8 protein-coding genes are annotated in these 7,687 nt (G+C 65.9%); 1 reads left to right on the forward strand and 7 read right to left on the reverse strand.

Features of this window, described 5'->3' with window-relative positions:
- Positions 1–121: 121 nt before the first annotated feature.
- A complete protein-coding gene (gene purB, locus DI041_RS20925) occupies positions 122–1,489 on the reverse strand; it encodes an adenylosuccinate lyase (protein ID WP_136640068.1) in 1,368 nt (455 codons plus the stop codon).
- A 293-nt stretch (positions 1,490–1,782) separates the two neighbouring features.
- Between purB and DI041_RS20930 the strand changes: the two genes are divergently transcribed.
- Complete coding sequence (locus tag DI041_RS20930; RefSeq protein ID WP_136640067.1) at positions 1,783–3,210, forward strand: class II fumarate hydratase; 1,428 nt, start codon at positions 1,783–1,785, stop codon at positions 3,208–3,210.
- A 53-nt stretch (positions 3,211–3,263) separates the two neighbouring features.
- Here DI041_RS20930 and DI041_RS20935 read toward each other — a convergent pair whose 3' ends face one another.
- The 6 genes from DI041_RS20935 to DI041_RS20960 all read right to left on the reverse strand — a co-directional run bounded on the left by DI041_RS20935 (position 3,264) and on the right by DI041_RS20960 (position 7,624).
- Positions 3,264–3,689 carry a hypothetical protein gene (locus DI041_RS20935; RefSeq protein ID WP_041864559.1) on the reverse strand — a complete coding sequence of 142 codons (426 nt, stop codon included), beginning with the start codon at positions 3,687–3,689 and terminating at the stop codon, positions 3,264–3,266.
- 105 nt (positions 3,690–3,794) lie between these two features.
- Positions 3,795–4,412 (reverse strand): YggN family protein, encoded by a 618-nt coding sequence (locus tag DI041_RS20940; RefSeq protein ID WP_046987456.1) that lies wholly within the window; start codon positions 4,410–4,412, stop codon positions 3,795–3,797.
- Positions 4,413–4,442: 30 nt separating this feature from the next.
- Complete coding sequence (locus DI041_RS20945; protein WP_046987455.1) at positions 4,443–5,330, reverse strand: DUF4097 family beta strand repeat-containing protein; 888 nt, start codon at positions 5,328–5,330, stop codon at positions 4,443–4,445.
- A gap of 25 nt (positions 5,331–5,355) precedes the next feature.
- Positions 5,356–6,378 carry an ABC-2 transporter permease gene (locus DI041_RS20950; protein ID WP_046987454.1) on the reverse strand — a complete coding sequence of 341 codons (1,023 nt, stop codon included), beginning with the start codon at positions 6,376–6,378 and terminating at the stop codon, positions 5,356–5,358.
- The gene (locus tag DI041_RS20955; RefSeq protein ID WP_136640066.1) at positions 6,375–7,265 is read right to left on the reverse strand and encodes an ABC transporter ATP-binding protein; all 891 of its coding nucleotides are present in this window, start codon (positions 7,263–7,265) and stop codon (positions 6,375–6,377) included. The genes DI041_RS20950 and DI041_RS20955 overlap by 4 nt, the downstream gene beginning before the upstream one ends.
- Positions 7,265–7,624: a GntR family transcriptional regulator gene (locus tag DI041_RS20960; protein ID WP_012511573.1), complete on the reverse strand. Its 360-nt coding sequence runs from the start codon at positions 7,622–7,624 to the stop codon at positions 7,265–7,267. Before DI041_RS20960 ends, DI041_RS20955 begins: the two co-directional genes overlap by 1 nt.
- Positions 7,625–7,687 lie beyond the last annotated feature (63 nt).

The following is a 7,687-nucleotide window of genomic DNA, read 5'->3' on the forward strand; positions in this document are numbered from 1 at the left end:
CCCAACCCGCCCCGCCAAGCACGGCATAACCCAGAGCCGCCTTTGACGTTGCAGTTGCTGTTGCCGTTGCAGTAAAGCCTGCCGCAGGCAGCGCCCGCGGCCGCCGCCGCAAGGAAACCCCTTAAATCTTCTTCGCCAGCGACTCGGCCAGACCGGTGTAGCTGCCCGGGGTCATCTCCAGCAGGCGCTGCTTCGCATCCGCCGGCAGCTCCAGCCCCTGCACGAACGCACGCATCGACTCGGCGGTGATGCCCTGGCCGCGGGTCAGTGCCTTCAGCTGCTCGTACGGGTTCGGCAGGCCATGACGGCGCATCACCGTCTGCACGGCCTCGGCCAGCACTTCCCACGCCGCATCCAGATCGGCGTCCAGGCGCTGCGGGTTCACTTCCAGCTTGCCCAGGCCCTTGGCCAGCGAATCCAGTGCCACCTGGCTGTGGCCGAATGCGGTGCCCAGCGCGCGCAGCACGGTGGAATCGGTCAGGTCACGCTGCCAGCGGCTGATCGGCAGCTTTGCGCTGAAATGCTCGAACAGCGCGTTGGCGATGCCGAAGTTGCCTTCGGCGTTCTCGAAATCGATCGGGTTGACCTTGTGCGGCATCGTCGACGAACCGACTTCGCCTTCCTTCAGGCGCTGCTTGAAATAGCCCAGCGAGACGTAGCCCCAGATGTCGCGGGAAAGGTCGATCAGGATGATGTTGGCGCGGCGTGCGGCGTCGCCGATCTCGGCGATGTTGTCGTGCGGCTCGATCTGGGTGGTGTACGGGTTGAACACCAGGCCCAGCCCAGTCACGAAGCGCTCGGCGAAGGCCGGCCAGTCCACATCCGGGTAGCTGGCGATGTGCGCGTTGTAGTTGCCGACGGCGCCGTTGATCTTGCCGGTCAGTTCAACCGCGGCGATCTGCTTGCGCTGGCGCTCCAGGCGGGCGACCACGTTGGCCAGTTCCTTGCCCAGGGTGGTCGGCGAGGCGGTCTGGCCGTGGGTGCGCGACAGCATCGGCTGGCCGGCCTGGGCGTGGGCCAGGCTGCGCAGGGTGCTGGCGATGCCGTCCAGGGTCGGCAGCAGCACCTCGCGGCGCGCCTGTTCCAGCATCAGGCCGTAGCTGAGGTTGTTGATGTCTTCGCTGGTGCAGGCGAAATGCACGAATTCGAGGGCTGGGGCCAGTTCGGCGTCGTCCTTCAGCTGTTCCTTGATGAAGTACTCCACCGCCTTGACGTCATGGTTGGTGGTGCGCTCGATCTCCTTCACCCGCGCGGCCTGGGCCGGGCTGAAGCTGCTGGCCAGGGCGCGCAGGCGTGCGATGGCGGCGTCGGAGAACGGCGCCAGTTCGACGATGCCCGGCTCGGCGGCCAGGGCCAGCAGCCATTCCACCTCGACCGTGATGCGGGCCTTGATCAGGCCGTACTCGGAGAAGATCGGGCGCAGGGCGTCGACCTTGCCGGCATAGCGGCCATCAAGCGGGGACAGGGCGAGCAGGGCGGAATCGGACATGTCGGCAGGGCTGGGACGAGCGGCGGGGGCCATATTCTACGACGTGCCGGTCAGGTAATGCCGGCCGCTGGCCGGCAACCACGCCCGGTCCACGCTTCCATGGATTGCCGGCCAGCGGCCGGCACTACCCTTGCGCACGCACAACGGCCCTGCGGATGAAACGATCTGGCCCGTCCCCGTCATCCCGTGTCACCGGCAAGGGAGTATCGTTGGCGCAGCCGCCAGCCCGGGAAGCAACACCCTGCCAGCCGCCGCTTCCCTTTCCCCAACTGAAGTAGTGCGGAGTTGATGCAATGAGCAAAGCTGCAAGCAAGGGTTTCAGAATCGAACACGACAGCATGGGCGAGCTGCAGGTGCCTGCGGACGCCCTGTGGGGCGCACAGACCCAGCGTGCCGTGCAGAATTTCCCGGTGTCGGGTCAGCGCATGCCGCGCGGTTTCATCCGCGCGCTGGGCCTGGTCAAGGGCGCCGCCGCGGGCGTCAACGCAGAGCTGGGCCATCTGCCGAAGAACGTGGCCAAGGCCATCCAGTCCGCTGCCGCCGAAGTGGCCGCCGGCAACTGGGACGCGCATTTCCCGATCGACGTCTACCAGACCGGCTCGGGCACGTCGTCGAACATGAATGCCAATGAGGTCATTGCCACCCTGGCCAACCGTGCCGGCAAGGCGGGCAAGACCGCCGTGCACCCTAATGACCACGTCAACCAGGGGCAGAGCTCCAACGACGTGATCCCGACCGCACTGCGCGTGTCGGCGGTGCTTGCGACGCACGAGCAGCTGCTGCCGGCGCTGGTACATCTGCGCAGGACCCTGGACAAGAAGGGCCGCAGCCTGCGCAAGGTGGTCAAGACCGGCCGTACCCACCTGATGGATGCGATGCCGCTCACCTTCGAGCAGGAATTCGGTGCATGGTCGGCGCAGCTGGCCTCGGCCCAGGAGCGCATCGAAGACAGTCTCAAGCGCGTGCGCCGGCTGCCGCTGGGTGGCACCGCCATCGGCACCGGTATCAACGCCGACCCGCGTTTCGGCGCGCAGGTGGCCAAGGCGCTGAAGCAGCAGACGGGCTTCAAGTTCGACAGCGCCGAGAACAAGTTTGAAGGCCTGGCCGCGCAGGACGATGCAGTGGAGCTGTCCGGCCAGCTCAATGCGCTGGCGGTGGCACTGATCAAGATCGCCAATGACCTGCGCTGGATGAACGCCGGTCCGCTGGCCGGGTTGGGCGAGATTGAACTGCCGGCGCTGCAGCCGGGCAGCTCGATCATGCCGGGCAAGGTCAATCCGGTCATTCCGGAAGCGACGGTGATGGCCTGTGCACAGGTGATCGGCCACCACACTGCAATTACCGTGGCCGGCCAGACCGGCAACTTCCAGCTCAATGTCACCCTGCCGCTGATCGCGGTGAACCTGCTCGATGGCATCGGCCTGCTGGCCAATGTGTCCACGCTGCTGGCCGACAGCGCGATTGCCGGACTGAAGGTGCGCGAGGACCGCGTGGCCGAGGCGCTGGCACGCAATCCGATCCTGGTCACCGCACTGAACCCGATCATCGGCTATGAGAAGGCTGCGGCGATCGCCAAGCGCGCCTACAAGGAACAGCGCCCGGTGCTGGACGTGGCGCTGGAAGACAGCGGCCTGGCCGAAGCCGAACTGCGCCGCCTGCTGGATCCGACCGCGCTGACTGCCGGTGGCATCCAGGCCGGTGGTGGTGGCGCGGGCGGTTGATCTACCGGTGCTACCGGGTCAATGAGAAACGCCGCCCTCGGGCGGCGTTTTTTTCAGCGACGGTCGGCGACGATGTTGCCGAAGGTGTCGGTGTAGTCCTTGAACTCGGGGATACGCTGGATCAGATCGGACGGAATCACTTCCATGCCTTCGGGCGGCTGGATCTTCACTGGCTGCATGTTGGGATCGGCCGGGGCCGCCACCAGAGTGTTCTGGCGCAGTACCTGCAGTTTGCCGAACATGGTCTGCAGCATCTGCTTCTGCGCGTCGTCCAGCGGAATCTGGATTTCGTCCATCTTCATCGTGCCATCGGCGAGGATGATGATGTTCGGCGCGGGTGGGCGACGCACGGTGACCATGCCTTCGCTCACGGAAATCTTGGGCTTGCCGCGCTCGGCGCGGTGGTTGCGGTAATCCTTGTCACAGCCAACCAGGCCCAGGCAGAGCAGGGCGGCCAGCAGCAGGAACAGTTTCTTCATGGCGGTTTGATCGGGTGCATCCGGGGCCGCCATTGTAAGCCCGCGCAGGCAGCGTCGGCCGGCAACGCTTGCGCGCTGCCGGCCGGGTGCGCTCATTTGCCGCAGTCAGAGATTGACGGTGTGGCCCTTGCCGGTGTCCTTGCCGCAGTCGTCCACGTCGCTCTGGTCCATCGTCGCGTAGGGCTTGAATGCCGGCAGTTCGCGCGCCAGCGCCTGCTGGCTGGCCAGCATCGCGGGCAGGCGGTCGCAGATGCGCTTGGCCTGGGCCTCGATCTTGGCGGCTTCGGCGTTGATGCGCTTCTCGACGCCTTCGCTGTCACCGCTGAAGATGCCCTTCAGCGCCTCGCCGGCGGCACTGGCACCAAGCTTGGCACCGGCCAGGCCGACGTCCATGCCGTCCATCGCGATGGCGACCACGTGGCCGCGGTACTCCAGCAACTGGCGGCGCTGCGCGTCATTGGCGGCGACGTCCTTGCCCGCGATCAGCAGGTGGCCGTCCGGGGTGATTTCTGCGCGCGGCTGCTTGTCGGCGGAGATCTTGATGTTGCCCTGGGCGATGTCCTTGCGGGCATCGTTCATGGCGTCCTTGACGGTCTCGCCGACGCCGCTGGTGGCCTCGGCAACACTCTTGCCGACGGTCTTGTCAGGCGAGGAAGAGGTGCCGCCACAGGCGATCAGCGGCAGGCACAACAGGGTGGCAGGCAGCAGGCGCAACAGGTTCATGGTATTCCCCTGGGATCGGTTGGCTGGAAGTTACTTGTTGCGCGGCAGGGTGACCTTGCCGCTGACATTGCGGTGGCCGACGTCACCGCTGCCGCTGTGGTCGACGGTCAGGCTGCCGCGCACGCCATCGACCTGGATGTCGCCCGAGCCATGGCTGCGGACGTGCACATTGCCGCCGATGTCGGTGAGGTCGACGCCGCCGGAGCCGACCACGCCCACCTCGACATTGCCCTGCACGCGCTTGAACTCGATGTCGCCCGAGCCGACGGTGTCCAGCCGCGCGTTGCCACGCACGTCGGTGATCTTCAGGTCACCGGAGCCGACCGTGCCAGTGCTGGCATCGCCGCCGATGTTGCGCGCCGTAACGTCGCCCGAGCCGAGCGACAGCAGGTTCAGCGAGCTGCCACCGTCGATGTCGAGGTCGCCCGAACCCACTGCGGCATGGATGCTGCCCCGGGTGCCGCGGGCGGCGGCGTCACCGGAACCAACGTCCACGCTCAACGACTGCGCGTTTTCAACGCTGGCGTCGCCCGAGCCGACCTTGACCTGCAGCGGCAGGTTGTCCGGCACGCTGCCGCGGATATCCAGCCAGGCATAGCTGTTGCCCAGGCTGATGTTGCTGATGCGGCCCTCGCGACGCAGGCTGACCACCAGCTTGTCGCCCACCTTGCGCTGGTCCAGCACCAGCTGGTCCAGCCATTCCTGGTTGGAGGCACAGGCGCGGCCGTCGAGCTGGCCACCACCGGCGCTGGCAACGACCTTCAGGTCGTGCTGGTTGACCTCGAACACCACCGCCTTGGCACCGGCCACGTCCAGCTTCAACGTGCGGGCAGCAGTGAACTTGCAGTTCTGTGCATCGGTCGCAAGGGCCGACAGCGGCAACAGCAACAACGCGGTACAGGCGATCAGGGAACGCATGGGTGGTGCCTCCGGGTGGATGGAATCAGATCTCGCCGGCGCGCTTGCGCAGGCGGATGGCGAGGAAGATGAAGAACGCACCGACGGCGGCCCCGATCCACAGTTCCGGCATCGCCAGTGACTTCAGCTGCGAAGCCGGGGACATCAGGCTGACCACCGAATCCAGGTCACGGCGCGAACCGGCGCTGAGGCGGTACACCAGGTCCATGCCCGGCACGCCGCCCAGCAGCAGGCGGCCGACGATGTTCTGCCAGAACCAGCCGGTGCTCAGGCCGAACAGCGGCATGATCTTGGTGGTGCTGACGATGACGCCGGCAAACAGCGGCAGCATCACCGCCCACAGGAACGGCTTGCTCTTGGCCCAGGCCGAGCACAGCAGCAGCCAGCCGGCGGTAGGCAATGCCCACAGGGCATAGACTGGAATCCAGGACAGGTGGCCGGCGGCCAGGGTCAGCGGGCTGGCCGGACCCCAGATCAGGGTCATCGGGCTGCCACCATGCATCAGGGCCACGATGCTGATGATCAGCATGAAGCCGAACATGGTGATGATGCCGGCGATCACCGCGATCAGCGGTGCCACCACCAGTGCACTGATCACCTTGGACAACACGGTCTGCGTGTCCGACAGCGGCAAGGACTTCCAGAACAGGATGCTGCGGTCGCGGCGGTCGTCGTACAGGGCGCCCAGGCAGTAGAAGAACACCACGAAGGCCAGCACCAGGAACGGCCATGCCGAGCTGAGCACCAGGGTCAGGTCGAGGCCGTTGCCGAGGTCGGTGAGGTCCTTGCTGTCGATGTTGCGGGTCAGCAGTGCCAGGTCCAGGCCGTTGACGTTCACGCTTTCGCCATCGACATGCAGCGCGCCGTTACGCGCCGCACGGTTCAGCGCGAACAGGCCGAAGGCGATGCCGACGGTACTCATCACCAGCGAAATCAGGCCGGCGATCAGCGGGGCATACAGGAATCCGCCGCGGTTTTCCCAGTACTCGCGCTTGAGCAGCCAGCGCAGCGTACCCAGTGGGCTGACGGGGTGGTTGACGGCATTCATGCGTAGGTCCCCTTCATGATGGCGACGAACAGGTCGGCCAGGCCCGGGCTGCGGGTCTCGCCAAGGGTGGAAAGCTGGGAGCGCGGCACGCCATCGAACAGCATCACGGTCTTGCCGAACGTCAGGCTGCGTTCGTCGATCGGCTTCAGGGCGCGCGCGGTGTCCAGCTGGTCGGCGTTGACCAGCAGTTCGGTGTAGCGCCGCCCGACTTCGTCCATTTCCGCATCAAGCACGATGCGGCCGTCACGGATGAACATCACGTCGCTGAGGATGTGTTCGATCTCTTCCACCTGGTGGGTGGTGACGATGATGGTCTTCTGCTCGTCGAAGTAGTCTTCCAGCAGGCGCTGGTAGAACTCCTTGCGGTACAGGATGTCCAGGCCCAGGGTGGGCTCGTCCAGCACCAGGATACGGGCGTCGATGGCCATCACCAGCGCCAGGTGCAGCTGTACGATCATGCCCTTGGACAGTTCGCGCACGCGCTGCTTCGGCTGCAGCTTGGTGTTGGCCAGGAAGCGCTCACAGCGGGCGCGGTCAAAGCGCGGATGGACGCCGGCAACGAAATCGATCGCCTCGCGGACCTTCAGCCAGCGCGGCAGCACGGCCACGTCGGCGATGAAACAGATGTCGTTCATCAGCTCATCGCGGTGCAGCCGCGGATCGCGGCCGAGCACGCTCAGCTCGCCTTCCACCGAGGTCAGGCCGAGGATGGCCTTCAGGGCGGTGGTCTTGCCGGCGCCGTTGGGACCGATCAGGCCGATGATGCGCCCGCTCGGAATGCTGAAGCTGGCGTTGTCGAGGGCGACGGTGGTCTTGTAGGCCTTGCGCAGGCCTTTGGCGGTGATGACGGCATCGCCGGGTGCAGCAGTAGTGGGACTGGCATTCATCAGAATTTCCCCTGGGGCAGCAATTCGTCGAGGCTCAGGCCCAGGCGCTGGATGCGCTCCAGGACCGCTGGCCATTCTTCATTGAGAAAGCGTTCGCGTTCGCTGCTGCGCAGCTGCGTGGCCGCCTGTTCGGTCATGAACATGCCCAGCCCGCGGCGCTTTTCGACCAAGCCTTCGTCGGCCAGTTCCTGGTAAGCGCGCGAAACGGTGATGGGGTTGAGCTGGTAGTCGGCGGCCACCTGGCGCACCGAAGGCAGGGCATCGCCCGGCTTGAGGATTCCGTCGAGCATCATGGCGATCACGCGCTCCTTCAACTGACGGTAGATGGGAGCACCGTCGCTCCACTGGATGTCGCTCATATTCAGCTCCGTGGGGTCAGCGGCTGGGCGAACGAGAAGTACGGCATGGACAGGGAGCTGTGC

The organism is Stenotrophomonas maltophilia, assembly GCF_004920835.1.
GTDB classification, from domain to species: domain Bacteria; phylum Pseudomonadota; class Gammaproteobacteria; order Xanthomonadales; family Xanthomonadaceae; genus Stenotrophomonas; species Stenotrophomonas maltophilia_AQ.

Excerpts from the sequence above, each read along its gene's own strand:
- purB (WP_136640068.1), bottom strand. The coding sequence starts at position 1,489 with ATGTCCGATTCCGCCCTGCTCGCCCTGTCCCCGCTTGATGGCCGCTAT.
- DI041_RS20930 (WP_136640067.1), top strand. The coding sequence starts at position 1,783 with ATGAGCAAAGCTGCAAGCAAGGGTTTCAGAATCGAACACGACAGCATG.
- DI041_RS20935 (WP_041864559.1), bottom strand. The coding sequence starts at position 3,689 with ATGAAGAAACTGTTCCTGCTGCTGGCCGCCCTGCTCTGCCTGGGCCTG.
- DI041_RS20940 (WP_046987456.1), bottom strand. The coding sequence starts at position 4,412 with ATGAACCTGTTGCGCCTGCTGCCTGCCACCCTGTTGTGCCTGCCGCTG.
- DI041_RS20945 (WP_046987455.1), bottom strand. The coding sequence starts at position 5,330 with ATGCGTTCCCTGATCGCCTGTACCGCGTTGTTGCTGTTGCCGCTGTCG.
- DI041_RS20950 (WP_046987454.1), bottom strand. The coding sequence starts at position 6,378 with ATGAATGCCGTCAACCACCCCGTCAGCCCACTGGGTACGCTGCGCTGG.
- DI041_RS20955 (WP_136640066.1), bottom strand. The coding sequence starts at position 7,265 with ATGAATGCCAGTCCCACTACTGCTGCACCCGGCGATGCCGTCATCACC.
- DI041_RS20960 (WP_012511573.1), bottom strand. The coding sequence starts at position 7,624 with ATGAGCGACATCCAGTGGAGCGACGGTGCTCCCATCTACCGTCAGTTG.